Origin of the sequence: Paraburkholderia kirstenboschensis (assembly GCF_904848585.1) — a bacterium.
Classification (GTDB): domain Bacteria; phylum Pseudomonadota; class Gammaproteobacteria; order Burkholderiales; family Burkholderiaceae; genus Paraburkholderia; species Paraburkholderia kirstenboschensis.
The window spans coordinates 122168-147366 of sequence record NZ_CAJHCR010000016.1 but is presented as its reverse complement, the minus strand read 5'-3'; the positions used below and the strand labels follow the sequence as shown (position 1 = coordinate 147366).

Sequence of the window (25199 nt, the reverse complement as noted above, 5' to 3'; positions counted from 1 at the left end):
ACATGGCTAAAGGTAAATTCGAACGGACCAAGCCGCACGTGAACGTCGGCACGATCGGTCACGTTGACCACGGCAAGACCACGCTGACGGCAGCGATCACGACGGTTCTGACGCAGAAGTTCGGCGGCGAAGCGAAGGCATACGACCAGATCGACGCGGCGCCGGAAGAAAAGGCACGTGGTATCACGATCAACACGGCGCACGTCGAGTACGAAACGGCTAATCGCCACTACGCACACGTTGACTGCCCGGGCCACGCTGACTATGTGAAGAACATGATCACGGGCGCCGCGCAGATGGACGGCGCGATCCTGGTGTGCTCGGCCGCTGACGGCCCGATGCCGCAAACGCGTGAGCACATCCTGCTGGCGCGTCAGGTCGGTGTGCCGTACATCATCGTGTTCCTGAACAAGTGCGACATGGTGGACGACGCCGAGCTGCTGGAGCTGGTCGAGATGGAAGTGCGCGAGCTTCTGTCGAAGTACGACTTCCCGGGCGACGACACGCCGATCATCAAGGGTTCGGCGAAGCTGGCGCTCGAGGGCGACAAGGGCGAACTCGGCGAAGTGGCGATCATGAATCTGGCCGACGCGCTGGACACGTACATCCCGACGCCGGAGCGCGCAGTGGACGGTGCGTTCCTGATGCCGGTGGAAGACGTGTTCTCGATCTCGGGTCGCGGCACGGTGGTGACGGGTCGCGTGGAGCGTGGCGTCGTGAAGGTCGGCGAGGAAATCGAAATCGTCGGTATCAAGCCGACGGTGAAGACGACGTGCACGGGCGTGGAAATGTTCCGCAAGCTGCTCGACCAGGGTCAGGCGGGCGACAACGTCGGTATCCTGCTGCGCGGCACGAAGCGCGAAGACGTGGAGCGTGGCCAGGTGCTGGCCAAGCCGGGTTCGATCAACCCGCACACGCACTTCACGGCTGAGGTGTACGTGCTGAGCAAGGACGAAGGCGGCCGTCACACGCCGTTCTTCAACAACTATCGTCCGCAGTTCTACTTCCGTACGACGGACGTGACGGGCTCGATCGAGTTGCCGAAGGACAAGGAAATGGTCATGCCGGGCGACAACGTGTCGATCACGGTGAAGCTGATCAACCCGATCGCGATGGAAGAAGGTCTGCGTTTCGCTATCCGCGAAGGCGGCCGTACCGTCGGCGCAGGTGTCGTTGCCAAGATTCTCGAGTAAAATCGCGGATTGACTTTGCAGTACGTGGTGCCCGGAGCCGGGCGCCAGCTCTGAGTGGGCGCCCGGCTCTACGTTCTTTTGCTATCTGGCGGCGCAATACCGCCTCGCTCTTTTCCAAGGAATTGTCATGCAGAACCAGAAAATCCGCATTCGCCTGAAGGCTTTCGACTATCGCTTGATCGACCAATCGGCTGCTGAAATCGTCGACACGGCAAAGCGGACTGGCGCAATCGTTCGTGGTCCGGTGCCCCTGCCGACCCGCATTCAACGCTTCGACATCCTGCGTTCGCCGCACGTCAACAAGACGTCGCGTGATCAGCTCGAAATCCGCACGCACCAGCGCCTGATGGACATCGTCGATCCGACGGACAAGACCGTCGACGCACTGATGAAGCTGGACTTGCCGGCTGGCGTGGACGTCGAAATCAAGCTGCAATAAGGCCCTTAAGCGTTGCCCGGCGTAGCAGGCAACGCTAAGTCTTTGATTGCTTGCAGAAAACGAAAAGCCTCGCTATAATGCAAGGCTTTTCGCGCATTTGCGCAAAAAAGTCGGTGTGCTGCAGCATGGATTCATGCCCGAAACGGCGCCGGCATTTTGTAAATTAGCCCCGACCAATCGCAGTCGGGAATGGAGAAAACGATGAGCCTTGGACTCGTAGGTCGCAAGGTTGGCATGACCCGTATCTTCACGGCAGAAGGGGATTCGATTCCCGTTACCGTGCTGGACGTGTCCGACAACCGCGTGACGCAGATCAAGACTGTTGAAACCGACGGCTACACGGCCGTGCAGGTTGCATTCGGTACGCGCCGTGCATCGCGTGTGACGAAGCCGTTGGCCGGTCATCTCGCCAAAGCCGGTGTTCAAGCCGGTGAAATCCTCAAAGAATTCCAGATCGATGCTGCCAAGGCTGCCGAGTTGTCGAACGGCACCGTGGTCGGTCCCGACCTGTTCGAAGTAGGCCAGAAGGTCGACGTGCAAGGCGTGTCGATCGGTAAGGGCTACGCCGGTACCATCAAGCGTTACAACTTCGCATCCGGCCGTGCTTCGCACGGTAACTCGCGCTCGCACAACGTGCCGGGTTCGATCGGTATGGCGCAGGATCCGGGTCGTGTTTTCCCGGGTAAGCGCATGACCGGTCACATGGGTGACGACACGGTAACGGTGCAAAACCTCGAAATCGCTCGTATCGACGCTGACCGCAAGCTGTTGCTGGTCAAGGGCGCCGTTCCGGGTGCGAAGGGTGGCAAGGTATTCGTTACGCCGGCCGTGAAGACGCGTGCCGTGAAAGGAGCGAAATAATGGAACTTAAGCTCCTGAATGCCAATGGTCAGGAAGGTGCAGGCGTTAGCGCGTCGGACGTCGTGTTCGGCCGCGATTACAACGAAGCCCTGATTCACCAGGTGGTGGTTGCGTATCAAGCGAATGCCCGCAGCGGCAACCGCGCGCAGAAGGATCGTGAGCAAGTCAAGCACACGACCAAGAAGCCGTGGCGCCAGAAGGGTACGGGCCGTGCCCGTGCCGGTATGTCGTCGAGCCCGTTGTGGCGCGGCGGTGGCCGGATCTTCCCGAATTCGCCGGAAGAAAACTTTTCGCACAAGGTCAACAAGAAGATGCATCGCGCAGGTCTCTGCTCGATCTTCTCGCAGCTGGCCCGCGAAGGCCGTATCTCGGTTGTCGACGAGCTGACGCTCGAGGCGCCGAAGACCAAGCTGCTGGCCGAAAAATTCAAGGCGATGGGTCTCGACTCCGTGCTGGTGATTACCGACACGGTTGACGAAAACCTGTACCTCGCGTCGCGCAACCTCGCCCATGTGGCGGTTGTCGAGCCGCGTTACGCCGACCCGCTGTCGCTGATCTACTTCAAGAAGATCCTGATCACGAAGGCTGCGGTCGCCCAGATCGAGGAGTTGCTGTCATGAGCGAGATTCGCAAAAACGATCATCGTTTGATGCAGGTCCTGCTCGCGCCGGTGATCTCCGAAAAGGCGACGCTGGTGGCCGACAAGAACGAGCAAGTCGTGTTCGAAGTCGCGCCCGATGCCACGAAGCAGGAAGTGAAAGCTGCAGTCGAGCTGCTGTTCAAGGTGGAAGTCAATTCCGTCAACGTGCTGGTCTCGAAGGGCAAAGCCAAGCGCTTTGGCCGCTTCATGGGCAAGCGCAAAGACGTGAAGAAGGCGTACGTCTGCCTGAAGCCCGGCCAGGAAATCAACTTTGAAGCGGAGGCCAAGTAATCATGGCAATCGTTAAAGTTAAGCCGACTTCGCCGGGTCGCCGCGCGATGGTCAAGGTGGTCAACAAGGATCTGTACAAGGGCAAGCCGTTCGCACCGCTGCTCGACTCGCAATCCTCGACCGCCGGCCGTAACAACAATGGCCACATCACCACGCGTCACAAGGGTGGTGGTCACAAGCATCACTACCGTGTCGTCGATTTCCGTCGCAACAAGGACGGTATCGCAGCGAAGGTCGAACGTCTCGAATACGATCCGAACCGTAGCGCGAACATCGCGCTGGTTCTGTATGCAGACGGCGAGCGCCGTTACATCATTGCTCCGAAGGGTCTTACCGTCGGCCAGCAGCTGATGTCCGGTTCTGAAGCGCCGATCCGCGCAGGCAACACGCTGCCGATCCGCAACATTCCGGTCGGTACGACGATTCACTGCATCGAAATGCTGCCGGGCAAGGGTGCGCAAATGGCGCGTTCGGCTGGTACGTCGGCGATGTTGCTGGCTCGTGAAGGCATCTACGCACAGGTCCGCCTGCGCTCAGGTGAAATCCGCCGCGTTCACGTCGAGTGCCGCGCGACGATCGGTGAAGTTGGCAACGAAGAGCATAGCCTCCGTCAAATCGGTAAGGCTGGCGCAAACCGCTGGCGCGGTATCCGCCCGACGGTGCGCGGCGTTGCAATGAACCCGGTCGATCACCCGCACGGTGGTGGTGAAGGCAAGACGGCTGCAGGTCGCGATCCGGTGAGCCCGTGGGGCACGCCTGCTAAGGGTTATCGCACCCGCAGCAACAAGCGCACGACGAGCATGATCGTCCAGCGCCGTCACAAGCGTTAAGGAGTAGGCAATGGCACGTTCTGTAAAAAAAGGTCCGTTCTGCGACGCCCATTTGCTGAAGAAAGTTGAGGCGGCAGCAGCTTCGCGGGATAAGAAGCCGATCAAAACCTGGTCGCGTCGCTCGACGATCCTCCCGGATTTCATCGGTCTGACGATCGCCGTTCATAACGGCCGTCAACACGTTCCGGTGTACATCTCGGAAAACATGGTCGGCCACAAGCTTGGCGAGTTCGCACTGACCCGTACGTTCAAGGGTCACGCAGCCGACAAGAAGGCTAAGAAATAAGGGGCTCAAGATGGAAGTGAAAGCAATTCATCGCGGTGCCCGCATCTCGGCGCAGAAAACGCGCCTTGTGGCTGACCAGATCCGCGGTTTGCCGGTCGACAAGGCGCTGAACGTTCTGACGTTCTCGCCGAAGAAGGCTGCGGGAATCGTGAAAAAGGTCGTGCTGTCGGCGATCGCGAATGCGGAGCATAACGAAGGCGCCGATATCGATGAGCTCAAGATCACGAGCATCTACATCGACAAGGCTGCGTCGCTCAAGCGTTTTACCGCGCGCGCTAAAGGCCGCGGTAACCGCATCGAGAAGCAATCCTGTCACATCACTGTGACGGTCGGGAATTAAGGGGTCATACGATGGGACAGAAAATTCATCCGACTGGCTTCCGTTTGGCCGTCAGCCGCAATTGGGCGTCGCGTTGGTACGCGAACAACAACAATTTCGCGGCGATGTTGCAGGAAGACATCGGTGTTCGTGAATACCTGAAGAAGAAGCTGAAGAACGCTTCGGTTGGTCGCGTCGTTATCGAGCGTCCGGCGAAAAACGCGCGCATCACGATTTATAGCTCGCGTCCGGGTGTGGTCATCGGTAAGAAGGGCGAGGATATCGAACTGCTGAAGTCGGAACTGCAACGCCGCATGGGCGTTCCGGTCCACGTCAACATCGAAGAAATCCGCAAGCCGGAAACCGATGCGCAACTCATCGCCGACTCGATCACGCAACAGCTCGAGCGCCGGATCATGTTCCGCCGCGCGATGAAACGTGCGATGCAAAACGCAATGCGTCTCGGTGCTCAAGGCATCAAGATCATGAGCGCTGGCCGTCTGAACGGTATCGAAATCGCCCGTACGGAATGGTATCGCGAAGGTCGCGTTCCGCTTCATACGCTGCGTGCAGATATCGACTACGCAACTTCGGAAGCGAAGACGACGTACGGCATCATCGGCGTGAAGGTGTGGGTCTACAAGGGCGATACGCTCGGCCGCAACGACGCACCTGTGGTTGAAGAAGTCGCCGAAGAAAAGCGTCCGCGCCGCAACGCACGTCCGGGTGGCGATCGCCGTCCGCGTCGCGATGGTGAAGGTGGTGGCCCGGCAGGTGCACGCCGTGGCGCTCCTCGTCGTGCTGGCGGTGCCGGCGGCGACGGGAAGACTGGAGAATAACGATGCTGCAACCGAAACGCAGAAAGTATCGCAAAGAGCAGAAAGGTCGTAACACCGGTGTCGCTACCCGCGGTAACGCGGTGTCGTTCGGTGAGTTCGGCCTGAAGGCTATCGGTCGTGGTCGCCTGACCGCGCGCCAGATTGAAGCGGCACGTCGTGCAATGACGCGTCACATCAAGCGTGGTGGCCGCATCTGGATCCGCATCTTCCCGGACAAGCCGATCTCGCACAAGCCGGCTGAAGTACGTATGGGTAACGGTAAAGGTAACCCTGAGTACTACGTCGCAGAGATTCAACCGGGCAAGATGCTGTACGAAATGGACGGCGTAACCGAAGAGCTGGCACGCGAAGCGTTCCGTCTGGCTGCAGCTAAGCTGCCGCTCAAGACGACCTTCATCGTGCGTCAGCTCGGCGCCTAAGGAGCAAATGATGAAGGCTTCCGAACTTCACCAGAAAGACCAGGCCGCGCTCAACAAGGAGCTGTCGGACCTGCTGAAGGCGCAATTCGGCCTGCGCATGCAACTCGCGACCCAGCAGCTCACGAACACGAGCCAGCTGAAAAAGGTTCGTCGCGACATCGCACGTGTGCGGACCGTCCTGACTGAGAAGGCGAACCAGAAATGAACGATAGCGTAAAAACCTCGCTCAAGCGGACGCTGGTCGGCAAGGTCGTCAGCAACAAGATGGACAAGACGGTCACCGTGCTGGTTGAGCACCGCGTGAAGCACCCGATCTACGGCAAGTACGTTGTGCGCTCGAAGAAGTACCACGCGCACGACGACGCGAACACGTACAACGAGGGTGACCTCGTTGAAATCCAGGAAACTCGTCCGATTTCGAAGACGAAGGCTTGGGTTGTGGCTCGCCTGGTCGAGGCTGCTCGCGTCATCTGACGCCGCTAAGTAGTAGAAGTTGTTGAAATCGCAGTAGATTTCGCTTGCAAGACCGAGATTATTTGTTATAATCTCGGTCTTCCCTCTTTATGGGAGCCCCGTCGCGGGCGAAGTTGGTGGGGGAAGCGGTTCAGGCGCCAGTCTGTCCCGAAGGATTCACCGGATTGCGATGGCGGGTTTCGTTTGCCGTCGCTGCTGTTCTAACCCAAGCAGCCGATTGGCTGACGGGACCAAGACTGACCGGGTACGCCATGGTGGTGTGACCGGATTAAGTTGGGAAAGATAAACCATGATCCAGACCGAAACTCGGCTTGAAGTGGCCGACAACACGGGTGCGCGTGAAGTCATGTGCATCAAGGTGCTCGGCGGCTCGAAGCGTCGTTATGCCAGCATTGGCGACATCATCAAGGTGACCGTCAAAGAAGCAACGCCGCGCGGGCGCGTGAAGAAAGGCGAAATTTATAACGCCGTGGTGGTTCGCACCGCCAAGGGCGTGCGCCGTCAGGACGGCTCGCTGATCAAGTTCGATGGCAACGCCGCAGTGTTGTTGAATGCCAAGCTCGAACCTATTGGCACCCGTATTTTCGGGCCTGTCACGCGCGAGTTGCGCAGCGAACGATTTATGAAGATCGTTTCGTTGGCACCTGAAGTGCTGTAAGGAGTCGCGATGAACAAGATTCGCAAAGGTGACGAAGTTATCGTCATCACCGGCAAAGATAAAGGCAAGCGCGGCGTCGTGCTGTCCGTTGGCGAAGGCAAGGTCATTGTCGAGGGTATCAACCTCGTCAAGAAACACGTCAAGCCGAACCCGATGAAGGGTACGACGGGTGGTGTGGAAGCCAAGACGATGCCGCTGCAAATTTCGAACGTCGCATTGGTCGACGCGAATGGCAAGGCGTCGCGTGTAGGCATCAAGGTCGAAGGAGACAAGAAAGTCCGTTTCCTTAAGACGACTGGTGCCGAGCTGAGCGCCTGACGCTGCGGAGTAAAAAAATGGCTCGTTTGCAAGAGTTTTACAAAGAAAAGGTTGTACCCGGCCTCATCGAAAAGTTCGGTTACAAGTCCGTGATGGAAGTGCCGCGCATCACCAAGATCACCCTGAACATGGGCCTTGGCGAAGCGGTTGCTGACAAGAAGATCATCGAAAACGCCGTTGGCGACCTGACGAAGATCGCAGGCCAGAAGCCGGTGATCACGAAGGCACGCAAGGCAATCGCTGGCTTCAAGATCCGTCAGGGCTACCCGATCGGTGCAATGGTCACGTTGCGTGGTCAGGCAATGTACGAATTTCTGGACCGTTTCGTGACGGTTGCGCTCCCCCGTGTGCGCGACTTCCGTGGCGTGTCGGGTCGTGCGTTCGACGGTCGCGGCAACTACAACATCGGTGTGAAAGAGCAGATCATTTTCCCCGAAATCGACTACGACAAGATCGACGCACTGCGTGGGCTGAACATCAGCATCACGACGACTGCGAAGACCGACGACGAAGCAAAGGCTCTGCTCGCCAGCTTCAAGTTCCCGTTCAGAAACTGAGGTTACCGTGGCTAAACTGGCACTGATCGAACGTGAAAAGAAGCGTGCTCGCCTCGCTGCTAAGTACGCGCCCAAGCGTGCAGAGTTGAAGGCGATCATTGGCGATATGAGCAAGTCGGACGAAGAGCATTACGCAGCACGTCTGGAACTGCAACAACTGCCGCGCAACTCTAACCCGACCCGTAAGCGCAATCGTTGCGCGATTACTGGTCGTCCGCGCGGTACGTTCCGTAAATTCGGGCTGGCGCGTAACAAGATTCGCGAAATCGCGTTCCGCGGCGAGATCCCTGGCCTGACCAAGGCGAGCTGGTAATAGGAGAAACGTAAATGAGCATGAGTGATCCTATCGCCGATATGCTGACTCGCATCCGCAACGCGCAGATGGTTGAGAAAGTCTCGGTGACTATGCCCTCGTCGAAAGTCAAGGTTGCGATTGCGCAGGTCCTGAAGGACGAAGGCTATATCGATGATTTCGCAGTGAAGTCCGAAGGTGCGAAGTCTGAATTGAATATCGTGTTGAAGTACTACGCTGGCCGTCCGGTGATTGAGCGCATTGAACGCGTCTCAAAGCCTGGTCTGCGTGTGTACCGCGGCCGTAACGACATCCCCGTGGTCATGAATGGCCTCGGCGTGGCAATCGTGTCGACGCCGAAGGGCGTGATGACGGACCGCAAGGCGCGTGCAACGGGCGTTGGCGGCGAAGTCATCTGCTACGTCGCTTAAGGCCGAAAGGAGAGAAACATGTCTCGAGTAGGTAAAAGCCCGATCGCGCTGCAAGGCGCAGAAGTGGCCCTGAGCGACGATCGCATTACCGTCAAGGGCCCGCTGGGTACGATTACGCAGGCGGCTAACCGCCTCGTGAAAGTGGTGAACGACAACGGCATTCTGAAGATCGAGCCGGTTGACGAAAGCCGCGAAGCGAATGCGATGTCGGGCACGATGCGCGCACTGGTGGCGAACATGGTGAACGGCGTGACGAAGGGTTTCGAGCGCAAGCTGACGCTGGTTGGCGTCGGTTACCGCGCACAGGCGCAAGGCGACAAGTTGAACCTGTCGCTGGGTTTCTCGCACCCCGTGGTGCACCAGATGCCGGAAGGCGTGAAGGCTGAAACCCCGTCGCAAACCGAAATCGTGATCAAGGGGATCGACAAGCAGAAAGTTGGCCAGGTCGCTGCAGAAGTGCGCGGCTATCGTCCGCCGGAGCCCTATAAGGGCAAGGGTGTGCGCTACGCCAACGAGGTCGTGATCCTCAAAGAAACGAAGAAGAAGTAAGGGTGCGCAATCATGGATAAGACTCAATCTCGCCTGCGCCGCGCTCGTCAGACGCGTATCAAGATCGCTGAGCTGCAGGTCGCGCGTCTCGCCGTGCATCGCACGAACACGCACATCTATGCGCAAGTGTTCTCGCCGTGCGGCACCAAGGTGCTCGCCAGCGCGTCGACGCTCGAGGCCGAAGTGCGTGCGCAACTGGCTGATCAAACGGGCAAGGGCGGCAATGTCGCTGCTGCCACGCTGATCGGTAAGCGCATCGCAGAAAAGGCTAAGGCTGCCGGCATCGAATCCGTCGCCTTCGACCGTTCGGGTTTCCGTTACCACGGCCGCGTGAAAGCGCTGGCTGATGCGGCGCGCGAAGCCGGACTCAAGTTCTAAGGGAAGAATTCGTCATGGCAAAGATGCAAGCGAAAGTTCAGGCTGACGAACGCGACGACGGCCTGCGCGAAAAGATGATTTCGGTCAACCGCGTGACCAAGGTTGTGAAGGGTGGCCGTATTCTCGGTTTCGCCGCACTGACCGTGGTCGGCGACGGTGATGGCCGCGTCGGTATGGGCAAGGGCAAGGCGAAGGAAGTGCCTGTCGCTGTTCAGAAGGCGATGGAACAAGCCCGCCGCAACATGTTCAAGGTGCCGCTGAAGAACGGTACCCTGCAACACGAAGTGCACGGCAAGCATGGCGCATCGATGGTCCTCCTCGCTCCGGCGAAGGACGGTACCGGTGTGATCGCTGGCGGTCCGATGCGCGCAGTGTTCGACGTGATGGGCGTGCAGAACGTTGTGGCCAAAAGCCACGGTTCGACGAACCCGTATAACCTCGTTCGTGCAACGCTCGACGGTCTGCGCAAGCAGTCCACGCCGGGTGACATCGCGGCGAAGCGCGGCAAGTCCGTCGAAGATATTCTGGGCTAAGGTGGACACCATGTCTGATAAAACTGTCAAGGTCCAGCTCGTCAAGAGCCTGATCGGCACCCGCGAAACGCACCGTGCAACGGTGCGTGGCCTCGGTCTGCGCCGACTCAACTCGGTTAGCGAGTTGCAGGACACGCCGGCCGTACGCGGCATGATCAACAAGGTTTCGTACCTCGTTAAGGTCATCAGCTAAGCGGCTGACCGGGACTCAAGGAGTTGATAATGGAATTGAATAACCTGAAGCCGGCTGAAGGCGCGAAGCACGCAAAGCGTCGCGTTGGTCGAGGCATCGGCTCCGGCCTCGGCAAGACCGCCGGCCGTGGTCACAAGGGTCAGAAGTCGCGTTCGGGCGGCTTTCACAAGGTTGGCTTCGAAGGCGGTCAAATGCCGTTGCAACGTCGCCTGCCGAAGCGTGGCTTCACCTCGCTGACGAAGGAATTCGTTGGTGAAGTGCGTCTCTCCGATCTGGAAAAGCTGCCGGTCGACGAAGTCGATCTGTTGGCTCTGAAGCAAGCCGGTCTGGTTGGCGAGCTGATCAAGAGCGCCAAGATCATCGCGACGGGCGAGCTCAAGCGCAAGATCGTTGTGAAGGGTCTGGGTGCGACGAAGGGTGCGCGCGCTGCTATTGAAGCAGCCGGCGGCTCTTTTGCCGAGTAACGCGCAAGTTATTTGCCGTCACTAGCATTTGCATCGGAGAAGGTACTTGGCTAACAGCCCGAGTCTCGCAAAACCCGGTCGCAGCGCGGCGAAGTTCGGCGATCTGCGTCGGCGGGCAGTGTTTCTGCTGCTGGCGCTGATCGTCTACCGTATCGGCGCGCACATTCCGGTGCCGGGTATCGACCCGGACCAGCTGGCGAAGTTGTTCCAGAGCCAGTCGGGCGGCATCCTTGGCATGTTCAACATGTTCTCGGGTGGCGCACTTTCGCGGTTCACGATTTTCGCGCTCGGGATCATGCCGTATATCTCGGCGTCGATCATCATGCAGTTGCTGGCAATTGTTTCGCCGCAGCTGGAAGCGCTGAAAAAGGAAGGGCAGGCGGGGCAGCGGAAGATCACGCAGTACACGCGTATCTTCACGGTCTTGCTGGCGACGTTCCAGGCATTCGGCATCGCCGTGGCATTGGAAAATCAGCCGGCTCTGGTGATTGATCCAGGAATGGTGTTTCGGCTGACGACGGTCGTGACGCTGGTAACGGGCACGATGTTCCTGATGTGGCTTGGTGAGCAGATCACGGAGCGCGGACTCGGCAACGGTATCTCGATCATCATTTTCGGCGGTATTGCAGCGGGTTTCCCGAATGCAATCGGCGGTCTTTTCGAACTGGTGCGAACCGGCTCGATGAGCATCATCTCGGCGATTATCGTCGTCGCGCTGATTGCTGCTGTAACGTATCTGGTGGTGTTCATCGAACGCGGCCAGCGCAAGATCCTTGTGAATTACGCGAAGCGGCAAGTCGGTAACAAGATCTACGGCGGTCAATCCTCGCATTTGCCGCTGAAGTTGAACATGTCGGGCGTGATTCCGCCGATCTTTGCATCGTCGATCATTCTCTTCCCGGCAACCATCCTGAACTGGTTTAGTTCGGGGTCGCGTTCCGGCTGGTTCGCAGACACGCTGCATAATGTGGCCGAAGCCCTCAAGCCCGGCCAACCCGTGTACGTGTTGCTGTACGCGTTGGCGATCGTTTTCTTCTGTTTTTTCTACACCGCACTGGTGTTCAACAGCAGGGAAACGGCCGACAACCTGAAGAAGAGTGGCGCATTCGTTCCTGGCATCCGCCCGGGCGATCAAACGGCGCGATATATCGACCGCATCCTGACGCGTCTGACGCTGGCCGGTGCGATCTACATCGTGTTTGTTTGTCTGCTGCCCGAGTTCTTAGTGCTGCGCTGGAACGTGCCGTTTTATTTTGGTGGAACGTCGCTGCTGATCATTGTCGTCGTCACAATGGATTTCATGGCGCAGGTGCAGTCGTACGTTATGTCGCAACAGTATGAATCGCTGCTGAAGAAAGCTAATTTCAAAGGCGGCGGCGTCCCGATGCGTTGAAAGGACTTATGGCCAAAGACGATGTTATCCAGATGCAGGGTGAAGTCATCGAAAACCTGCCTAACGCTACCTTCAGGGTGAAGCTGGAAAACGGCCATGTCGTATTGGGACACATATCCGGCAAGATGCGGATGCACTACATCCGAATCCTGCCGGGCGACAAGGTGACGGTTGAATTGACGCCTTACGATCTGTCGCGTGCGCGGATCGTGTTCCGGGCGAAGTGATTTGAAAAAAGGGTAATATCATGAAAGTGATGGCATCGGTTAAGCGCATTTGCCGCAATTGCAAGATCATCAAGCGCAAAGGCGTTGTGCGCGTGATTTGCAGCTCTGATCCGCGCCACAAACAGCGTCAAGGCTGAACGCCGCGCTTTTTGCTGCGCTTTTTGTTTGAGGAAAAACAATGGCTCGTATCGCAGGGGTTAACATCCCGAATCACCAGCATACCGAAATCGGCCTGACGGCAATTTACGGTGTAGGCCGCACGCGCTCGCGCGACATTTGCGTCGCTGCTGGTGTGGCATTTTCGAAGAAGGTCAAAGACCTGAACGACGCAGACCTCGAAAAGCTGCGTGAAGAAGTCGGCAAGTTCATCGTTGAAGGCGATCTGCGCCGTGAAACGACGATGAACATTAAGCGCCTGATGGATCTCGGCTGCTACCGTGGCGTGCGGCATCGTAAGGGCTTGCCCCTGCGCGGCCAACGTACGCGTACGAATGCCCGTACGCGCAAGGGTCCGCGTCGTGCAGCGCAATCGCTGAAGAAGTAAGCGGAACTGACAGTTACAGGAAAACGTAATGGCTAAGGCTTCGAACAACTCCGCGGCGCAACGCGTTCGCAAGAAGGTCAAGAAGAACGTCGCCGAGGGCGTGGTTCACGTTCACGCGTCGTTCAACAACACCATCATCACGATCACCGATCGTCAAGGCAATGCACTTGCTTGGGCAACGTCGGGTGGTCAGGGCTTCAAGGGTTCGCGTAAATCGACCCCGTTTGCAGCCCAGGTGGCAGCCGAATCGGCTGGCCGCGTGGCGATGGAATACGGCGTGAAGAACCTCGAAGTGCGGATCAAGGGCCCCGGTCCTGGCCGTGAGTCGGCGGTGCGCGCGTTGCATGGTCTTGGCATCAAGATCACCGCGATCTCCGACGTAACTCCGGTCCCGCACAACGGCTGCCGTCCGCCGAAGCGTCGTCGTATCTAAGACGCTGTTTTCGCTAGCGCCTGTTGCCGCCGGATCTAGTAACCGGCGAAACAGGCTGCTTGCGCTATTGAATTGACTAAGCCCACTGTTCGACCCAAAGGGTTCGGACTAGCGCGAGTGCCTGCATTCGCGTGATCAATCAACGAAGGAATCAACGTGGCACGTTATATCGGCCCTAAGGCCAAGCTGTCCCGCCGTGAAGGCACTGACCTGTTCCTGAAGAGCGCCCGTCGTTCGCTCGCTGACAAGTGCAAGCTTGACAGCAAGCCTGGCCAGCATGGCCGCACCTCGGGTGCACGTACGTCCGACTACGGCACGCAGTTGCGCGAAAAGCAAAAAGTGAAGCGCATCTACGGTGTCCTCGAGCGCCAGTTCCGCCGTTACTTCGCTGAAGCCGACCGTCTGAAGGGCAACACGGGTGAAAACCTGCTGCAATTGCTCGAGTCGCGTCTGGATAACGTCGTGTATCGCATGGGCTTCGGCTCGACGCGTGCTGAGGCGCGTCAGCTGGTGAGCCACAAGGCGATCACGGTGAACGGCGTCGTGTCGAATATTCCGTCGATGCAAGTGAAGGCAGGCGACGTCGTCGCGGTGCGCGAACAATCGAAGAAACAAGCGCGTATTCTCGAAGCGCTGTCGCTGGCTGAGCAGGGCGGCATGCCCAGCTGGGTCGCTGTCGATTCGAAGAAGTTCGAAGGCACGTTCAAGTCGAAGCCGGAACGCAGCGACATCGCTGGCGATATCAACGAAAGCCTGATCGTCGAATTGTATTCGCGGTAATCGGATTAACGGCCGGGGCACCCCGATTGCGTTGCGCAAGGGGGAGTCTCGGCTGTTTATTTTCAGGTTGTTACCGGTCAGCCTTATCGGTGTAACGAGCCGAGGGTATTGAAAAGGAAAACCTATGCAAACCAGTTTGTTGAAGCCCAAGATCATCGCAGTTGAATCGCTGGGCGAAAGCCACGCGAAAGTGGTCATGGAACCGTTTGAACGCGGTTACGGCCACACCTTGGGTAACGCGCTCCGGCGCGTGCTGTTGTCGTCGATGATCGGCTACGCGCCGACCGAAGTGACGATCGCAGGCGTCGTACATGAGTATTCGACGCTCGACGGTGTGCAAGAGGACGTGGTCAACCTGTTGTTGAACCTGAAGGGCGTGGTGTTCAAGCTGCATAACCGTGACGAAGTGACGGTTACGCTGCGCAAGGAAGGCGAAGGCGTTGTTACCGCTGGCGACATCGAACTCGCGCACGATTGCGAAGTGATCAACCCTGATCACGTGATCGCGCATCTGTCGAAGGGCGGTAAGCTCGACGTCCAGATCAAGGTCGAGAAGGGCCGCGGTTACGTGCCCGGCAATGTGCGTCGTTACGGCGAAGAGTCGGCCAAGATCATCGGCCGTATCGTGCTGGACGCGTCGTTCTCGCCGGTTCGCCGCGTGAGCTACGCCGTTGAAAGCGCTCGCGTCGAACAGCGTACCGACCTCGACAAGCTTGTGATGAACATCGAAACGAACGGCGTGATCTCGCCGGAAGAAGCGATCCGTCAATCGGCTCGCATTCTGGTTGATCAACTGTCGGTGTTCGCTGCACTGGAAGGCACCGAAGCAACGGCTGAAGCGCCGTCGCGCGCGCCGCAGATCGATCCGATCCTGCTGCGTCCGGTCGATGATCTCGAATTGACGGTTCGTTCCGCGAACTGCCTGAAGGCCGAGAACATCTACTACATCGGCGATCTGATCCAGCGCACGGAAAACGAGTTGCTCAAAACGCCGAATCTGGGCCGCAAGTCGCTGAACGAAATCAAGGAAGTACTGGCGTCGCGTGGTTTGACGCTCGGCATGAAGCTCGAAAATTGGCCGCCCGCTGGGCTGGACAAGTAAGTCGGCGCTTCGTCTCGGGACAGAACCCGTCGCTGCACTGGCAAAGACGCGGATTTTCCTTTAAAATCCGCGTCTTGCTTTTTTCACTACCGGCCCGTGCACTCGCTACTTGTAGTAGATCGAGCGCGATAGAAGAGCTGGACCAAAACTCTGAATCGAAGGAATCAACATGCGTCACCGTCATGGTCTGCGGAAACTCAACCGCACGAGCAGCCACCGTCTGGCAATGCTCCGTAATATGTCCAACTCGTTGATCGAGCACGAAGTCATCAAGACCACGCTGCCGAAGGCGAAAGAACTCCGTAAAGTTGTCGAGCCGCTGATCACGCTTGGCAAGAAGCCGTCGCTGGCAAATCGTCGTCTGGCATTCAACCGCCTGCGCGATCGTGACTCGGTCACGAAGCTGTTTGAAGTCCTCGGCCCGCGCTACGCAACCCGTCCGGGCGGCTACCTGCGCGTGCTGAAGTTCGGCTTCCGCGTCGGCGACAATGCACCGATGGCTCTGGTTGAATTGCTCGACCGTCCGGAAGTTGAAGAAGTTGAAGTGCAAGAAGCCGAGTAAGCTTCAAGGCACCAAAAAGCCAGGCATCAAGCTTGGCTACAGAATGCTGACGAACCCCACGTTTTTCGGAGCGTGGGGTTTTGTTTTTTGGCGAGGCAAATGTTGCCGTGAAGCGGAGCTTCGCAAGAAAAGGCGATCGAGAAGGGCGATGGCGGGCCTAAGCACGCGTGACTAAGCGGCCGCAGCCGCGTATGAATGCCACCAAGCGGCCACCAGCCCAGTTTCCGCTTCGGAATCCAAGTGCAACGAGGGAGTCAGTCAGTCCGCGGTGACCAAATGCCGCACGCGCGGCCCCGAGCTGCCTGCGGCACTTCAAGGCTAGGTGATACGATATTGGCACCCGAACCGTGCCTTGCTGGAGCTTTCTGTGAGCGTGAGTATTACCTTGATTCTGACGACGGTGCCCGACGCGGCCGTTGCCGACAGGCTCGCCGCAGACGCGCTCGCCGCCCGGCTGTGCGCCTGCGTAACGCAGCTCGGCGCCGTGCAATCGAGCTACCACTGGCAGGGTCGCGTCGAAACGGCACAAGAAATCCAGTTGTTGTTCAAGACGAGCACCGCGCGCGCACTTGAGCTTGAGCAGTACATACAGACGCACCATCCGTACGACACGCCGGAAGTTCTGTCGTGGCAAGCCATGGCCTCGGCCGCCTATGGTCAGTGGATCCTTGCAGAAACGCAACGCCCTCTACATGTTTAACTGTCTCGACGGGCGCGCGCGCCATGCGCTTCGTGCCGCATTCCTTCTCCTTGCCAGCCTGATCTTCGCGCAGTTCTGCACCCTCGCCCGTGCGGCAGACGATTTCCTCGATCCGGCGGTAGCGTTCAAGTTCAGCGCGGCAGAAAAGCCGGGCGAAGTCGACGTCACGTACAAAATTGCTGACGGCTACTACATGTACCGCGAGCGTTTCGCGTTCGCGACTCGAAGTGGAAACGCGACAATCGGCGAGCCGCAGTTGCCGGCGGGCCATATTAAATTCGACCAGACGTTCAACAAGAACGTCGAGACCTATCGCAATGAGCTGACGATCCGCATTCCGGTCAAGCAGGCGGCAGGAGGGTTCGATCTGGCCGTGACATCTCAAGGCTGTGCGGACGCCGGCATCTGTTATCCGCCGATGGAGCGCGTCTACCATGTAAGCGGCGCCGCGCTGCAATCGGCGGGCAGCGCAGCTGCGCAGCAATCTGCTCCGAGCGATACGCCATGGTACGAGCGGGCCACCAACGCCGACTACGCGCAATCGTTGCTGCAGGGCGGCGGTTTCCTCACGATCATCGGACTTTACTTCGTCGCGGGCATGGTGCTGAGCCTGCTGCCGTGCTCATATCCGATGATTCCCATTCTTTCGGCAATCATCATCGGCGAGGGCGCACGGGTCACGCGCGCGAGGGGCTTGGCGCTATCTCTCGCCTATGTAATCGGAATGGCGCTCGTCTACACCGCGCTCGGAATCGCCGCCGGGCTCGTTGGGCAAAGTCTGGGCGCGTGGTTGCAGAACCCATGGGTATTGGGTGCGTTCGGCGTGCTACTGACCGCTTTTGCGCTCACGCTGATCGGGGGTTTTGATATCGCATTGCCGCAGCGCTGGCAGGATGGCGTTTCACATGCGTCGGCGCGACGCTCGGGCGGCAAGTTTGCAGCCGTTGCTGCGATGGGCGCGCTGTCTGCGCTGGTCGTGGGTGCCTGCATGACCGCGCCCCTTTTCGCGGTACTCGCCTTCATCGCGCACACGGGGAACGCCGTGCTCGGTGGCGCCGCGCTGTTTTCCATGGGACTTGGGCTTGGGGTGCCGTTGCTTATCATCGGATTTGGCGCCGGAACCTTGCTGCCGCGCGCCGGCGCGTGGATGGACGGCGTCAAAGTGCTGTTTGGTGTCGTGCTGCTCGCAGCGGCGCTCTGGATCGTCTGGCCGGTGCTTGGAGCAACGGCTGCCATGCTCCTGACTGCGCTCTGGCTCTTGATCGCCGCGGCGTCGCTGGGCCTGTTTTCGGCGCCTTTGGCGCAAGCGTCGATATGGCGCCAGCTGGGCCGCGGTATCGGCGCCGCCTTGGCCGTTTGGGCGGCGGTGCTGCTTGTCGGCCTTGCGGCGGGGTCGTCAGATCCATTGCGTCCGTTGGCGGTGCTGGCAACGCGCGCCGGCGCGCCGGTGCCGGATCGTGCGGCTGGCTCGCCCCAGAATGCGTCGCAGGGCGATCTGGCGTTTCAACCGGTGCGCTCATCCGTCGGACTGGACCAGGCCGTCAAAGCTGCCGCGCAGCCGGCCATGCTCGATTTTTACGCCGACTGGTGCGTCAGTTGCAAAGAGATGGAGAAATTCACCTTCAGCGACCCGCGCGTCCAGGCGAAATTGAAGGAGATGAACCTGCTGCGCGCCGACGTAACGGCCAACAATACCGACGATCAGGCGCTGCTGAAGCGCTTCGGCCTTTTCGGCCCACCGGGAATTATCTTCTTCGACCGCGGCGGCAAGGAGGTACTGCGCGTCGTCGGTTATGAGTCGGCCGACAAATTTCTGCGCACGCTCGAACGGGCGAGCCGACCTCAGGCGTGATTGCAATGACCGCATGAACGAGCGGACTCAAGCGCGAGTGCAAAAAAAAACGGAGGCGTGACCGAAAGTCCGCCTCCGTTCTACTTTCTGCGCCCTGCTGACCTCACACATGAATGCACGCGGCCCAGCCAGACGAGCTCGTTGCCGCCAAGCGCGGCGCGAACTACTTCTGCGAGCGAAGAATCCGCGCTGCATCCAGCGCGAAATAGGTCAGAATGCCGTCCGCGCCCGCGCGCTTGAAGGCGAGCAGCGATTCCATCATCGCCTTGTCGTGATCCAGCCAGCCGTTCTGAGCCGCTGCCTTCAGCATCGCGTATTCGCCGCTCACCTGATAGACGTAGGTCGGGAACTGGAACTCGTCCTTCACGCGGCGCACGATATCCAGGTACGGCATGCCCGGCTTGACCATCACCATGTCCGCGCCTTCGTTGATGTCCGCTTGCACCTCGCGCAAGGCCTCGTTGGAGTTGGCGGGGTCCATCTGGTACGTCATCTTGTTGCTCTTGCCGAGGTTCGTCGCGGAGCCGACGGCGTCGCGGAACGGGCCGTAGAACGCGGACGCGAACTTGGCCGCATAAGCCATGATGCGCGTGTGGACATGGTCCTCGCTTTCCAGCATTTCGCGGATGGCGCCGATCCGGCCGTCCATCATGTCCGAGGGCGCGACGATATCGACGCCGGCTTCGGCCTGCGCGCGTGCCTGTTCGATCAGGATATCGACGGTTTCATCGTTGATCACGTAGCCGTTTTCGTCGAGCACGCCGTCCTGGCCGTGGCTCGTGTACGGATCCAGCGCGACGTCGGTGAGCACGCCCAGATCGGGGAAGTGCTTTTTCAACTCGCGCACCGCGCGCGGGATCAAACCCGCGGCGTTGGTGGCTTCACGGCCATCGGGCGTTTTCAGCGACGGCTCGATCGCCGGAAACAGCGACAGCACTGGCACGCCAAGCTCGACGCACTGCTCGGCGACTTTCATCAGCAAGTCGACCGAAACCCGCTCGACGCCAGGCATCGACGGCACGGCTTGCCGCACGTTGGTGCCTTCGACAACAAAGACGGGGTAAATCAGATCGTTGGTGGTGAGAATGTTCTCGCGCATCAGGCGGCGCGAGAAGTCGTCGCGGCGCATGCGGCGAGGACGGAAGTGCGGGTAGAAGCTCATGGAATTGAAGATCGTGGATGTCTTGACGTGGGGCAGTGACGCGAGTGGTGCTCGGGAGCCGGCGCCCACTCACGGAAACTTTTCAAGACAATGGTATATCATACCGATCGAGCAAGGCGCTTGGCGCTGACCTCCCCGCTTCTCCTCCCTGAGCGGGTGCCTGTCGTTTTTCGATTAGGCTGTTTGACCCGCCGTTAAAGCGGCGGGTTTTTTTATGGGCGGCACAAAGAGCGCGTTCAGGCTCCAGGAAAACGCGTCGCGCGGTTACTGCGCAGCGTCCGTTTCGCCCTTCATTTCGGGAATCAGCCAGCTTTCAATCAGTTCGTGCGCTTCGTCGATACCTACCCGCTTGAGCGCCGAGAAGAGTTGCGCCGTCAGTTCGCCCTGGTAACCCGCCGCACGATATTCAGCAAAACCCTTCTGTGTCGCGCGCAACGCATTTACGCTTTCCTGGCGCGTCAATTTGTCGCATTTGGTGAGCAGCGTGTGGATCGGCTTGCCGGTAGGAGCGAACCACTCGATCATTCGCCGATCCAGATCGGTCAGCGGCCGGCGCGAGTCCATCATGAGGATCATGCCGCGCAATTGCGAACGCGTTTGCAGGTAGGTGGAAAGCAGCGCTTCCCAGTGAGCCTTGGCTGCGCCAGGCACTTCCGCATAACCGTAGCCAGGCAGATCGACGAGATGGGCCGTGGGCTCGTCCGCCTTGCCGACGGAGAAGTAATTGATGTGCTGGGTGCGCCCCGGCGTCTTACTCGCGAATGCAAGCCGCTTCTGATTGCACAGGATATTGATGGCTGTCGACTTGCCCGCATTCGAGCGCCCGGCAAAAGCAATCTCGGGCTGAGCGGTGGCCGGCAGATCACGAAGGTGATTGACGGTCGTGAAAAAGCGGGATTGGTGGAGCAGGAAGGACATGATCAGGCCGGATTTCGAGACGCCGGGGAACCCGGAGTGGGGACGGGTCAAGCCCGACTGGCGTCTTAGCGATTAGCGAGTTATTGTACAATACGATGGTTTACTGAAAACCTGAGGGGGCCAGCCCGCGTGCCTCGGCGGCTCCTGGCGGTCACTCGGGTCGCCGTCGTATTGTGCAAAACCTCTAAAATCCCACAAGACGAGACAGGGTGTGCGAATGAATCGACTGTGCAAGGCTCTGATGGTTTTTCATGTAGCAGCAGGTCTTTCAGGTTTGGCAATTCAGGCACGAGCAGCAGATCCGGCAAAGCCGGACGTCAATCGGGGGCAGGCAATCGCAGTGCAGGTTTGCGCGTCATGTCACGGCGCAGACGGCAATAGTGCCGGCGGCGCATACCCAAAGCTGGCGGGTCAGCATCCCGACTATCTCGTCAAGCAACTCAAGGATTTCAAGCCGCAGCCCGGCGCCAAGCAGCCCGCGCGCAACAATGCGATCATGACGGCTATGGCGGCAGCGCTGTCCGACCAGGATATGGTCAACGTCGCTGCCTATTTTGCGGCGCAGGCTCCGAAGCCCGGCTATGCGCACAACAAGGACACGGTGCCGCTCGGGCAGAAGATTTATCGAGGCGGCATTGCGGACAAGGGCGTGCCGGCCTGTGCGAGTTGCCACGGACCCACGGGTCAAGGCATTCCGTCGCAATATCCGCGCTTGTCGGCCCAATGGGCTGAATACACGGTGGCGCAGTTGAACGCGTTCACGCAGGGCCCCGGAGCGCGCAATAACAACGAGGCGATGCATGCTGTCGCATCGCGTCTGTCGGACAGCGAGATCAAAGCTGTGGCCGATTACATCGCGGGCCTGCACTAAGAGGTCCGCGCGCAACTGCAACCGGCCCGCCGAGGCCGGTAAAAAACAAGAAAAGGGTGGGGGCGTCGTGTCAACGGTCGCCCTTCACCCTTTTTTGCTGTTCAGTCGGAGTATGAATGAGCGTCACCACGTCGGGTTTGCAGTCGAAGTCGAGCAATCGCATCGTGCGCAGCGTCGTCGAAGTATTGAGTTCGATGCGTTTTGCCATTGCGCTGCTCGTGATTCTGTCGATCGCCAGCATTATCGGCACCGTCCTCACGCAGGACGATCCCTATCCCAACTACGTCAACCAGTTCGGCCCATTCTGGGCCGATATCTTCCGCGCGCTGAGCCTTTACACGGTTTACAGCTCGTGGTGGTTCATGCTGATCCTCGGCTTTCTGATGGTGTCGGTGTCGCTGTGCGTGATCCGCAACGCGCCCAAAATGATCGCCGACACGAAGAGCTGGAAAGACAAGGTCCGCGAAGCCAGCCTGCGCGCGTTCCATCACAAGGGCGAATTCGCGGTGCACGGCACGCGTGCGCAGACGGCGGCGGTGCTCGCCAAACTGTCCGCCAAGCTAGGCTACAAGTTCGTTACGCGCGAGTCCGACGGCGCCACGCTGATCGCGGCCAAGCGCGGCGCGTTGACCAAGCTCGGCTACATCTCCGCGCACATTGCGATCGTGGTGATTTGCCTCGGTGGCCTGCTCGACAGCAATCTGCCGATCAAGCTGCAAATGTGGCTGTTCGACAAATCGCCGATCCGCGCGAACACCGTCATCAATGACATCCCGCCGGAACATCGCCTGTCGCAATCGAACCCGACATTCCGCGGTTACGCATGGGTGCCGGAAGGGCAGCACGTGTCCACCGCGATCCTCAACCAGCCGGACGGCTCGCTGATTCAGGACCTGCCGTTTTCGATCGAGTTGCAGAAGTTCATTGTCGATTATTACTCCACGGGCATGCCGAAGCTGTTCGCTAGCGACATCGTCGTGGTAGATCACAAGACCGGCGCGCGCGTGCCGGCTCGCATCGAGGTGAACAAGCCGTTTGAATACGACGGCGTGTCGATCTATCAATCGAGCTTCCAGGACGGCGGCTCGCAAATGCAGATGACGGCCTACCCGATGACGGGCGCCAGCGCGAAAACCGCGCCGTTCGGCGGGTCGATCGGAGGCAATGCGCCGTTGAGTTCGGCCACGTCGCTTGCCGACGGGCAGACGGTCGAGTTCACCGACTTCCGCGCGATCAACGTCGAGAACATCTCGAATGGCAGCGGCCAGACGGACGCGCGCGGCGTCGCCGCCCATCGCTCGCTGAAGGAAGCATTCGACGAGCGCCTCGGCTCGGGCGCAAAGACCTCCAAGCCGCTCGATCTGCATAACGTCGGCCCCTCGGTGCAGTACAAGGTGCGCGACAAGGACGGTCAGGCGCGCGAGTACAACAACTACATGCTGCCGGTGGCGGTTGCCGGGGAACGATTCTTCCTCGCGGGCATGCGCCTGAATCCCGACGATCCGTTCCGCTATCTGCGCATTCCCGCCGACAGCGGTGGGACCGTCAAGGACTGGATGAACCTGCGCGCAACGCTGGAAAACCCGGAAATGCGCGCGCAAGCCGCTCACCGCTTCGCGCAGCGCTCGGTGCCCGAAGCGAACACTGAATTGCAGCAGCACCTGGAAGAAAGCGCGCTGCGCGTGCTGACCCTTTTTGCCGGCGCGGACAACACCGTCAAAATGCCGAACGGGCAGCCAATAGGCGGCTTCCAGGCCATCGCCGGATTCATCGACCATTCGGTGCCGAAAGGTGAGCAGGAAAAGGCTGCAGGCCTGTTGCTGCGCATGCTCGAAGGCTCGATGTGGGATCTTTGGCAACTGTCACGCCAGCAACTCGGCGAGCCAGAAGCGCAGGCCAACGCGGATTCGAGCCGCTTCGTACAAAGCTCGATCAATGCGATATCCGACAGCTTTCTGTATGGATCGCCGGTCTATTTGCAGCTCGACTCATTCAAGCAGGTGCAAGCCTCGGTATTTCAGCTGACGCGCGCGCCCGGCAAAAAAGTCGTGTATCTTGGCAGCCTGCTCCTCGTGTTGGGCATCTTTTCGATGTTCTACGTCCGCGAACGGCGCCTCTGGTTCTGGCTCAAAGATACTGAGCACGGCACAAATGTCGTGATGGCCATGTCGAGCGCGCGCAAAACGCTCGACTTCGAAAAAGAATTTGTTCAGACGCGCGACGCAGTCGGCGCCGCGCTGGGCGCGAAGCTCACCGATGTATCGTCCGGCAACGCCGGCACGCCGTCCGCAAGCTCACAAGGTTCGACCCGGTAATACCATGGACTTGACTCAGGTTTCCTCATCTTCTCCTTCATCCGCCCGGCCCTCCAAGGTGTCCGCGGACGAAGCGTTCAACGTTGCCCAATACGACGAGCGGCCGTTCCTGAAACGGCTTGGCATCGCCGACTGGCTATTCGCCCTCGCCATGGTCGCGGGCGCCGGGTTCGCGCTGTCGCGCTATTACCCGTTCATGAATTACTACGACAAACTGGTGCTGGTGTGCGCGGTGCCGGTCTTCGTCGTGCTCGGCTGGCGCTGGAAACCCGTGCGTCCGCTGATGGTGGGCATTGCGGCGCTGTCGCTGCTGGCCATCCAGATCTATCACGGCGATCTGAGCCGGGCGGACAACGCCTTCTTCCTGAAGTATTTCCTGTCGAGCCAGTCCGCGATTCTGTGGATGAGTGCGCTTTTTGTGTTCGCCACGGTTTTCTACTGGATCGGCCTGCTCTCGCGCTCGCCCACTGGCGCCGCGATCGGCTCGAAAATGACCTGGGCCGCCGTTCTGATGGGCTTCGTCGGTCTGATGGTGCGCTGGTACGAGTCGTATCTGATCGGCGCGGACGTAGGCCATATTCCCATTTCGAACCTCTACGAAGTGTTCGTGCTGTTCAGCCTGATCACCGCGCTGTTCTATCTCTACTATGAACAGCACTACAACACGCGCGCGCTCGGTGCGTTCGTGCTGCTGGTGATCGGCGCCGCCGTCGGTTTTCTGATGTGGTATTCGGTCGCCCGCGACGCGCAGCAGATCCAGCCGCTCGTTCCGGCTCTGCAAAGCTGGTGGATGAAGATCCACGTGCCGGCGAACTTCATCGGCTACGGAAGCTTTGCGTTGTCGGCAATGGTCGCAGTCGCTTATCTGGCGAAGGAGCGCGGCATGTTGGCCGACCGCCTGCCGGCGCTCGAAGTGCTCGACGACGTCATGTACAAGTCGATCGCCGTCGGCTTCGCGTTCTTCACGATTGCGACGATTCTCGGCGCGCTTTGGGCGGCGGAAGCCTGGGGCGGCTACTGGAGCTGGGACCCCAAGGAGACGTGGGCGCTGATCGTCTGGCTGAATTACGCGGCCTGGCTGCATATGCGTCTGATGAAGGGCCTGCGCGGCGCGGTCGCCGCGTGGTGGGCGCTGACCGGCCTGCTCGTGACGACCTTTGCGTTCCTTGGCGTGAACATGTTCCTGTCGGGCTTGCATAGTTACGGCAAGCTGTAATATCCGCTGTTCCAAACCGACAAAGAACCGCCGCGTGTTTCGCACCGGCGGTTTTTTTATGGCCGACGGAATATTTGCGCGCCGAATGTGTTCGTCATAAGAGTACGCATGGATGGCCCGACGAGCGATCATCACCATGGCCCCGTTAGATGTCTGAAAC

Annotated in this window: 37 protein-coding genes; 35 read left to right on the top strand and 2 right to left on the bottom strand. The window is 59.4% G+C overall.

All coding sequences use genetic code 11. The annotated features are described in order from the left end of the window. The first annotated feature begins 2 nt into the window (after window positions 1-2). From tuf to dsbD, 32 genes are all read left to right on the top strand, one after another. Window positions 3-1193, top strand: a complete 1191-nt coding sequence (gene tuf / locus JMY24_RS30000; protein ID WP_012434572.1) for an elongation factor Tu — start codon at window positions 3-5, stop codon at window positions 1191-1193. A gap of 127 nt (window positions 1194-1320) precedes the next feature. Further along, complete coding sequence (gene rpsJ / locus JMY24_RS29995) at window positions 1321-1632, top strand: 30S ribosomal protein S10 (protein WP_006998489.1); 312 nt, start codon at window positions 1321-1323, stop codon at window positions 1630-1632. A 201-nt stretch (window positions 1633-1833) separates the two neighbouring features. After that, complete coding sequence (rplC, locus tag JMY24_RS29990) at window positions 1834-2493, top strand: 50S ribosomal protein L3 (protein WP_007180137.1); 660 nt, start codon at window positions 1834-1836, stop codon at window positions 2491-2493. Continuing rightward, complete coding sequence (gene rplD, locus JMY24_RS29985) at window positions 2493-3113, top strand: 50S ribosomal protein L4 (RefSeq protein WP_007180136.1); 621 nt, start codon at window positions 2493-2495, stop codon at window positions 3111-3113. The genes rplC and rplD overlap by 1 nt, the downstream gene beginning before the upstream one ends. Then, the gene (gene rplW, locus JMY24_RS29980; RefSeq protein WP_007180135.1) at window positions 3110-3424 is read left to right on the top strand and encodes a 50S ribosomal protein L23; all 315 of its coding nucleotides are present in this window, start codon (window positions 3110-3112) and stop codon (window positions 3422-3424) included. The genes rplD and rplW overlap by 4 nt, the downstream gene beginning before the upstream one ends. 2 nt (window positions 3425-3426) lie before the next feature. Then, a complete protein-coding gene (rplB, locus tag JMY24_RS29975) occupies window positions 3427-4254 on the top strand; it encodes a 50S ribosomal protein L2 (RefSeq protein WP_025601735.1) in 828 nt (275 codons plus the stop codon). Window positions 4255-4264: 10 nt separating this feature from the next. Then, window positions 4265-4540: a 30S ribosomal protein S19 gene (rpsS, locus tag JMY24_RS29970; protein ID WP_004199273.1), complete on the top strand. Its 276-nt coding sequence runs from the start codon at window positions 4265-4267 to the stop codon at window positions 4538-4540. Between the two features lie 10 nt (window positions 4541-4550). Next, on the top strand, window positions 4551-4880 hold the full coding sequence (gene rplV, locus JMY24_RS29965) for a 50S ribosomal protein L22 (protein ID WP_011490054.1): 330 nt from the start codon (window positions 4551-4553) through the stop codon (window positions 4878-4880). Between the two features lie 11 nt (window positions 4881-4891). Then, window positions 4892-5698: a 30S ribosomal protein S3 gene (gene rpsC / locus JMY24_RS29960; protein ID WP_020070582.1), complete on the top strand. Its 807-nt coding sequence runs from the start codon at window positions 4892-4894 to the stop codon at window positions 5696-5698. Window positions 5699-5700: 2 nt separating this feature from the next. Beyond that, window positions 5701-6117, top strand: coding sequence for a 50S ribosomal protein L16 (gene rplP / locus JMY24_RS29955; RefSeq protein WP_013340739.1), 417 nt, complete (start codon window positions 5701-5703; stop codon window positions 6115-6117). A 10-nt stretch (window positions 6118-6127) separates the two neighbouring features. Continuing rightward, window positions 6128-6322, top strand: a complete 195-nt coding sequence (gene rpmC, locus JMY24_RS29950) for a 50S ribosomal protein L29 (protein ID WP_007180130.1) — start codon at window positions 6128-6130, stop codon at window positions 6320-6322. Next, window positions 6319-6591 carry a 30S ribosomal protein S17 gene (gene rpsQ / locus JMY24_RS29945; RefSeq protein ID WP_007180129.1) on the top strand — a complete coding sequence of 91 codons (273 nt, stop codon included), beginning with the start codon at window positions 6319-6321 and terminating at the stop codon, window positions 6589-6591. Before rpmC ends, rpsQ begins: the two co-directional genes overlap by 4 nt. A gap of 289 nt (window positions 6592-6880) precedes the next feature. Further along, on the top strand, window positions 6881-7249 hold the full coding sequence (gene rplN / locus JMY24_RS29940) for a 50S ribosomal protein L14 (protein ID WP_006052212.1): 369 nt from the start codon (window positions 6881-6883) through the stop codon (window positions 7247-7249). 9 nt (window positions 7250-7258) lie between these two features. Beyond that, window positions 7259-7567: a 50S ribosomal protein L24 gene (gene rplX / locus JMY24_RS29935; protein WP_006052213.1), complete on the top strand. Its 309-nt coding sequence runs from the start codon at window positions 7259-7261 to the stop codon at window positions 7565-7567. A 17-nt stretch (window positions 7568-7584) separates the two neighbouring features. Then, window positions 7585-8124 carry a 50S ribosomal protein L5 gene (gene rplE, locus JMY24_RS29930; protein ID WP_006052214.1) on the top strand — a complete coding sequence of 180 codons (540 nt, stop codon included), beginning with the start codon at window positions 7585-7587 and terminating at the stop codon, window positions 8122-8124. A 7-nt stretch (window positions 8125-8131) separates the two neighbouring features. After that, window positions 8132-8437 (top strand): 30S ribosomal protein S14, encoded by a 306-nt coding sequence (gene rpsN / locus JMY24_RS29925; RefSeq protein WP_006052215.1) that lies wholly within the window; start codon window positions 8132-8134, stop codon window positions 8435-8437. Between the two features lie 14 nt (window positions 8438-8451). After that, on the top strand, window positions 8452-8847 hold the full coding sequence (rpsH, locus tag JMY24_RS29920; RefSeq protein ID WP_006052216.1) for a 30S ribosomal protein S8: 396 nt from the start codon (window positions 8452-8454) through the stop codon (window positions 8845-8847). A gap of 18 nt (window positions 8848-8865) precedes the next feature. Beyond that, on the top strand, window positions 8866-9396 hold the full coding sequence (gene rplF, locus JMY24_RS29915; protein ID WP_006052217.1) for a 50S ribosomal protein L6: 531 nt from the start codon (window positions 8866-8868) through the stop codon (window positions 9394-9396). A 12-nt stretch (window positions 9397-9408) separates the two neighbouring features. Next, window positions 9409-9774: a 50S ribosomal protein L18 gene (gene rplR / locus JMY24_RS29910; RefSeq protein ID WP_006052218.1), complete on the top strand. Its 366-nt coding sequence runs from the start codon at window positions 9409-9411 to the stop codon at window positions 9772-9774. 14 nt (window positions 9775-9788) lie between these two features. Next, a complete protein-coding gene (rpsE, locus tag JMY24_RS29905) occupies window positions 9789-10307 on the top strand; it encodes a 30S ribosomal protein S5 (RefSeq protein WP_006052219.1) in 519 nt (172 codons plus the stop codon). Between the two features lie 10 nt (window positions 10308-10317). Continuing rightward, entirely contained in the window at window positions 10318-10500 is a 183-nt protein-coding gene (gene rpmD / locus JMY24_RS29900; RefSeq protein ID WP_007180126.1) for a 50S ribosomal protein L30, read from the top strand. Window positions 10501-10529: 29 nt separating this feature from the next. Continuing rightward, window positions 10530-10964 carry a 50S ribosomal protein L15 gene (gene rplO / locus JMY24_RS29895; protein WP_013340733.1) on the top strand — a complete coding sequence of 145 codons (435 nt, stop codon included), beginning with the start codon at window positions 10530-10532 and terminating at the stop codon, window positions 10962-10964. 46 nt (window positions 10965-11010) lie between these two features. Then, entirely contained in the window at window positions 11011-12357 is a 1347-nt protein-coding gene (secY, locus tag JMY24_RS29890; protein WP_128584688.1) for a preprotein translocase subunit SecY, read from the top strand. Between the two features lie 8 nt (window positions 12358-12365). Then, the gene (gene infA / locus JMY24_RS29885) at window positions 12366-12584 is read left to right on the top strand and encodes a translation initiation factor IF-1 (protein ID WP_004521905.1); all 219 of its coding nucleotides are present in this window, start codon (window positions 12366-12368) and stop codon (window positions 12582-12584) included. 20 nt (window positions 12585-12604) lie between these two features. Next, window positions 12605-12721 carry a 50S ribosomal protein L36 gene (gene rpmJ, locus JMY24_RS29880; protein WP_004199844.1) on the top strand — a complete coding sequence of 39 codons (117 nt, stop codon included), beginning with the start codon at window positions 12605-12607 and terminating at the stop codon, window positions 12719-12721. A 41-nt stretch (window positions 12722-12762) separates the two neighbouring features. Next, window positions 12763-13128, top strand: a complete 366-nt coding sequence (gene rpsM / locus JMY24_RS29875; RefSeq protein ID WP_012434566.1) for a 30S ribosomal protein S13 — start codon at window positions 12763-12765, stop codon at window positions 13126-13128. Window positions 13129-13156: 28 nt separating this feature from the next. Beyond that, window positions 13157-13561 (top strand): 30S ribosomal protein S11, encoded by a 405-nt coding sequence (rpsK, locus tag JMY24_RS29870; protein WP_006052224.1) that lies wholly within the window; start codon window positions 13157-13159, stop codon window positions 13559-13561. 156 nt (window positions 13562-13717) lie between these two features. Then, window positions 13718-14341: a 30S ribosomal protein S4 gene (rpsD, locus tag JMY24_RS29865; RefSeq protein WP_020070587.1), complete on the top strand. Its 624-nt coding sequence runs from the start codon at window positions 13718-13720 to the stop codon at window positions 14339-14341. A gap of 124 nt (window positions 14342-14465) precedes the next feature. Then, window positions 14466-15443: a DNA-directed RNA polymerase subunit alpha gene (locus JMY24_RS29860; protein WP_006052226.1), complete on the top strand. Its 978-nt coding sequence runs from the start codon at window positions 14466-14468 to the stop codon at window positions 15441-15443. A 169-nt stretch (window positions 15444-15612) separates the two neighbouring features. Then, window positions 15613-16005, top strand: a complete 393-nt coding sequence (gene rplQ, locus JMY24_RS29855) for a 50S ribosomal protein L17 (protein ID WP_006052227.1) — start codon at window positions 15613-15615, stop codon at window positions 16003-16005. A gap of 367 nt (window positions 16006-16372) precedes the next feature. Further along, window positions 16373-16705: a divalent-cation tolerance protein CutA gene (gene cutA / locus JMY24_RS29850; protein ID WP_128595941.1), complete on the top strand. Its 333-nt coding sequence runs from the start codon at window positions 16373-16375 to the stop codon at window positions 16703-16705. Beyond that, on the top strand, window positions 16698-18557 hold the full coding sequence (dsbD, locus tag JMY24_RS29845; RefSeq protein ID WP_128595940.1) for a protein-disulfide reductase DsbD: 1860 nt from the start codon (window positions 16698-16700) through the stop codon (window positions 18555-18557). Before cutA ends, dsbD begins: the two co-directional genes overlap by 8 nt. Before the next feature lie 163 nt (window positions 18558-18720). Here dsbD and hemB read toward each other — a convergent pair whose 3' ends face one another. Further along, window positions 18721-19719: a porphobilinogen synthase gene (gene hemB, locus JMY24_RS29840; RefSeq protein WP_128595939.1), complete on the bottom strand. Its 999-nt coding sequence runs from the start codon at window positions 19717-19719 to the stop codon at window positions 18721-18723. 264 nt (window positions 19720-19983) lie between these two features. Further along, on the bottom strand, window positions 19984-20637 hold the full coding sequence (yihA, locus tag JMY24_RS29835) for a ribosome biogenesis GTP-binding protein YihA/YsxC (protein WP_201703415.1): 654 nt from the start codon (window positions 20635-20637) through the stop codon (window positions 19984-19986). 217 nt (window positions 20638-20854) lie between these two features. Here yihA and JMY24_RS29830 point away from each other — a divergent pair, with 217 nt between their 5' ends. The 3 genes from JMY24_RS29830 (at window position 20855) to ccsB (ending at window position 25039) form a co-directional block, all read left to right on the top strand. Next, complete coding sequence (locus JMY24_RS29830; RefSeq protein ID WP_201703413.1) at window positions 20855-21508, top strand: c-type cytochrome; 654 nt, start codon at window positions 20855-20857, stop codon at window positions 21506-21508. Between the two features lie 116 nt (window positions 21509-21624). Beyond that, on the top strand, window positions 21625-23823 hold the full coding sequence (locus tag JMY24_RS29825; RefSeq protein WP_201703411.1) for a cytochrome c biogenesis protein ResB: 2199 nt from the start codon (window positions 21625-21627) through the stop codon (window positions 23821-23823). Between the two features lie 4 nt (window positions 23824-23827). Continuing rightward, window positions 23828-25039, top strand: a complete 1212-nt coding sequence (gene ccsB, locus JMY24_RS29820; RefSeq protein WP_128595938.1) for a c-type cytochrome biogenesis protein CcsB — start codon at window positions 23828-23830, stop codon at window positions 25037-25039. Window positions 25040-25199: the final 160 nt, after the last annotated feature.

What these genes read in the sequence shown, in the direction of transcription:
- rplB (WP_025601735.1), top strand. Translation starts at nt 3,427, where the DNA reads ATGGCAATCGTTAAAGTTAAGCCGACTTCGCCGGGTCGCCGCGCGATG.
- rpsJ (WP_006998489.1), top strand. Translation starts at nt 1,321, where the DNA reads ATGCAGAACCAGAAAATCCGCATTCGCCTGAAGGCTTTCGACTATCGC.
- rplN (WP_006052212.1), top strand. Translation starts at nt 6,881, where the DNA reads ATGATCCAGACCGAAACTCGGCTTGAAGTGGCCGACAACACGGGTGCG.
- rpmJ (WP_004199844.1), top strand. Translation starts at nt 12,605, where the DNA reads ATGAAAGTGATGGCATCGGTTAAGCGCATTTGCCGCAATTGCAAGATC.
- rpmD (WP_007180126.1), top strand. Translation starts at nt 10,318, where the DNA reads ATGTCTGATAAAACTGTCAAGGTCCAGCTCGTCAAGAGCCTGATCGGC.
- rplO (WP_013340733.1), top strand. Translation starts at nt 10,530, where the DNA reads ATGGAATTGAATAACCTGAAGCCGGCTGAAGGCGCGAAGCACGCAAAG.
- rpsM (WP_012434566.1), top strand. Translation starts at nt 12,763, where the DNA reads ATGGCTCGTATCGCAGGGGTTAACATCCCGAATCACCAGCATACCGAA.
- rplQ (WP_006052227.1), top strand. Translation starts at nt 15,613, where the DNA reads ATGCGTCACCGTCATGGTCTGCGGAAACTCAACCGCACGAGCAGCCAC.
- rplR (WP_006052218.1), top strand. Translation starts at nt 9,409, where the DNA reads ATGGATAAGACTCAATCTCGCCTGCGCCGCGCTCGTCAGACGCGTATC.
- rplF (WP_006052217.1), top strand. Translation starts at nt 8,866, where the DNA reads ATGTCTCGAGTAGGTAAAAGCCCGATCGCGCTGCAAGGCGCAGAAGTG.
- hemB (WP_128595939.1), bottom strand. Translation starts at nt 19,719, where the DNA reads ATGAGCTTCTACCCGCACTTCCGTCCTCGCCGCATGCGCCGCGACGAC.
- JMY24_RS29830 (WP_201703413.1), top strand. Translation starts at nt 20,855, where the DNA reads ATGAATCGACTGTGCAAGGCTCTGATGGTTTTTCATGTAGCAGCAGGT.
- rpsQ (WP_007180129.1), top strand. Translation starts at nt 6,319, where the DNA reads ATGAACGATAGCGTAAAAACCTCGCTCAAGCGGACGCTGGTCGGCAAG.
- tuf (WP_012434572.1), top strand. Translation starts at nt 3, where the DNA reads ATGGCTAAAGGTAAATTCGAACGGACCAAGCCGCACGTGAACGTCGGC.
- yihA (WP_201703415.1), bottom strand. Translation starts at nt 20,637, where the DNA reads ATGTCCTTCCTGCTCCACCAATCCCGCTTTTTCACGACCGTCAATCAC.
- rplV (WP_011490054.1), top strand. Translation starts at nt 4,551, where the DNA reads ATGGAAGTGAAAGCAATTCATCGCGGTGCCCGCATCTCGGCGCAGAAA.
- rpsK (WP_006052224.1), top strand. Translation starts at nt 13,157, where the DNA reads ATGGCTAAGGCTTCGAACAACTCCGCGGCGCAACGCGTTCGCAAGAAG.
- rpsH (WP_006052216.1), top strand. Translation starts at nt 8,452, where the DNA reads ATGAGCATGAGTGATCCTATCGCCGATATGCTGACTCGCATCCGCAAC.
- rplE (WP_006052214.1), top strand. Translation starts at nt 7,585, where the DNA reads ATGGCTCGTTTGCAAGAGTTTTACAAAGAAAAGGTTGTACCCGGCCTC.
- rpsS (WP_004199273.1), top strand. Translation starts at nt 4,265, where the DNA reads ATGGCACGTTCTGTAAAAAAAGGTCCGTTCTGCGACGCCCATTTGCTG.
- rplW (WP_007180135.1), top strand. Translation starts at nt 3,110, where the DNA reads ATGAGCGAGATTCGCAAAAACGATCATCGTTTGATGCAGGTCCTGCTC.
- rplC (WP_007180137.1), top strand. Translation starts at nt 1,834, where the DNA reads ATGAGCCTTGGACTCGTAGGTCGCAAGGTTGGCATGACCCGTATCTTC.
- JMY24_RS29825 (WP_201703411.1), top strand. Translation starts at nt 21,625, where the DNA reads ATGAGCGTCACCACGTCGGGTTTGCAGTCGAAGTCGAGCAATCGCATC.
- rpsE (WP_006052219.1), top strand. Translation starts at nt 9,789, where the DNA reads ATGGCAAAGATGCAAGCGAAAGTTCAGGCTGACGAACGCGACGACGGC.
- infA (WP_004521905.1), top strand. Translation starts at nt 12,366, where the DNA reads ATGGCCAAAGACGATGTTATCCAGATGCAGGGTGAAGTCATCGAAAAC.
- rpmC (WP_007180130.1), top strand. Translation starts at nt 6,128, where the DNA reads ATGAAGGCTTCCGAACTTCACCAGAAAGACCAGGCCGCGCTCAACAAG.
- rpsC (WP_020070582.1), top strand. Translation starts at nt 4,892, where the DNA reads ATGGGACAGAAAATTCATCCGACTGGCTTCCGTTTGGCCGTCAGCCGC.
- dsbD (WP_128595940.1), top strand. Translation starts at nt 16,698, where the DNA reads ATGTTTAACTGTCTCGACGGGCGCGCGCGCCATGCGCTTCGTGCCGCA.
- rplD (WP_007180136.1), top strand. Translation starts at nt 2,493, where the DNA reads ATGGAACTTAAGCTCCTGAATGCCAATGGTCAGGAAGGTGCAGGCGTT.
- rplX (WP_006052213.1), top strand. Translation starts at nt 7,259, where the DNA reads ATGAACAAGATTCGCAAAGGTGACGAAGTTATCGTCATCACCGGCAAA.
- rplP (WP_013340739.1), top strand. Translation starts at nt 5,701, where the DNA reads ATGCTGCAACCGAAACGCAGAAAGTATCGCAAAGAGCAGAAAGGTCGT.
- ccsB (WP_128595938.1), top strand. Translation starts at nt 23,828, where the DNA reads ATGGACTTGACTCAGGTTTCCTCATCTTCTCCTTCATCCGCCCGGCCC.
- JMY24_RS29860 (WP_006052226.1), top strand. Translation starts at nt 14,466, where the DNA reads ATGCAAACCAGTTTGTTGAAGCCCAAGATCATCGCAGTTGAATCGCTG.